3 protein-coding genes are annotated in these 1,636 nt (G+C 51.3%); all 3 read left to right on the forward strand.

The genetic code is table 11. The features are described from left to right. The coding region (locus tag B058_RS17520) for an RHS repeat-associated core domain-containing protein (RefSeq protein ID WP_157265667.1) at nucleotides 1–757 on the forward strand (757 nt) is incomplete at its 5' end. Between the two features lie 135 nt (nucleotides 758–892). Beyond that, nucleotides 893–1,225, forward strand: a complete 333-nt coding sequence (locus tag B058_RS0107790; protein WP_018507914.1) for a hypothetical protein — start codon at nucleotides 893–895, stop codon at nucleotides 1,223–1,225. Nucleotides 1,226–1,277: 52 nt separating this feature from the next. Beyond that, nucleotides 1,278–1,636 (forward strand): hypothetical protein (locus tag B058_RS16615; RefSeq protein ID WP_040723860.1); only part of this gene is annotated, 359 nt, incomplete at its 3' end.

Genomic DNA, 1,636 nt, shown 5'->3' on the forward strand with positions numbered 1-1,636 from the left:
TGGACGCTTCATTTCAAGAGACCCGGCGGGGATGCCGGATGGGGTCAATCGGTATGCCTACGTCAACAACAATCCGGTTAACTTCACGGATCCGAGCGGACTCGCATTGCAAGGTGTAGGGTTGCCCGGCTCAAACGGTCAGATTCAGACCTTGTTTTTTGATTCGTCAATCGCCAATAACGTGGTCAATTTCGTGCGGGATGTGCAGAGCGCAGGGTACAAAATCTCAGTGACCAGCGACTTTAGGACCACAGCAGAGCAGGCGAAAATTCATGCGCAAAACATGGTCAGAGGATTGCCCGCAGCAAGGCCAGGAACTGGATACCATGAAACAGGTTTCGCAGTGGATGTGAACGTTGCAAGCGCCGCGACTTTTGGAAAACTTGATCCAATCTCACGAGTCGAACTTGAGAATATCGCATTGATGAACAACTTAGCACCAATCGACAAGCCGCGCAGTTCTGGCTTCTTTCCTGGCGTTAAGAGCGGTATGGCAGGCACAACGGGTGCACCCCGAGTCTTTGACCCTGTGCATTTCCAAGCCAATCCGATGTCATATGGTTATAGCAATGTTGCCGAGGCCCGGTCAGAAAATCAGGCTGACTACCAACAGTTGCAGGGATTGATTTATGGGAGCAGCCTATTGCTTAACAGTAGTCCTGGAGCATCCAATCAATCCCTTGGCGCAATGACTACAGGGACATCCACTTCGCCTTACAGCGGTGGAGCAACGACCGGTTTGAAACCAAGAAAATAATTGAGGAGCACCATGATACATAAGTGTCGGAGGTTCATCTGGATGCTTTATATTGGCTTGCTAATTTTCCCCCTTACAGGGTGTGCCGCATCGTGTCCAGGGAAAAGCAAGGACACGGTAAGGACAGATGGTCGAATGGTTGTTTTCTACGCGCCCTCTCAAGCAGAGCTTGATTCCTTGTCCCCAGAAGACCAGGAGGCCTATAACGAACTGCTCTCAGACTTTTATGAATATACCAAACGGTTAAGCCATAATTTAGACAAACATGGAATAAAGCACATACTGACTGGTTCGCGTTACGTCGAGACCAAAGCCGGTAAGAAAACCTACTGCTACGATAAAACGAAGCTGGAAGATGAGGTTGGCGTAATCCTAACAGATGGAAGAAAACAACCACAGGTGATTCCTGGATTGTTCACCGATTCGGAAATAATGCCCAACGTCGTCAAGTATTACTTGCTGAATTAATCCCGACTAAATTCCGCAAAGATTTCGCTGATGCACCCTCATCCATGCCTTCGTGTATGACGCCAACGGCAATCTGACGATGAAGTGCGAAGGTACAGGTGTGAGCCGGACCACGACGACATGCAGCGGCAGCACCGTCTCCAGCTTCACGTGGAATCCCGATGATCAGCTCATTGCTTTCTACAAGCCTGGTGTCAGCGAGAGCTACCAGTACGACCAGGCCGGCCGTCGGATCGCGAAGACGAGCAATGGCATCACGACCTACTACAGGTACAACGGCGACGACATCGATGCGGAGTACAGCGCGACCTGGACTGAGACGGCGCGCTATGTGCACGGGCCCAACACGGACGATCCGCTGATGCGGCTCACCGGGCAGACGAACGACCCGAGTGCGACGGCGGTCTATTA

The sequence above is a fragment of the Thiobacillus thioparus DSM 505 genome (genome assembly GCF_000373385.1).
Taxonomy (GTDB): Bacteria; Pseudomonadota; Gammaproteobacteria; order Burkholderiales; family Thiobacillaceae; genus Thiobacillus; species Thiobacillus thioparus.

Bases quoted from the DNA above. Each gene is read 5' to 3' on its own strand.
- B058_RS0107790 (WP_018507914.1), top strand. From the start codon at position 893: ATGGTTGTTTTCTACGCGCCCTCTCAAGCAGAGCTTGATTCCTTGTCC.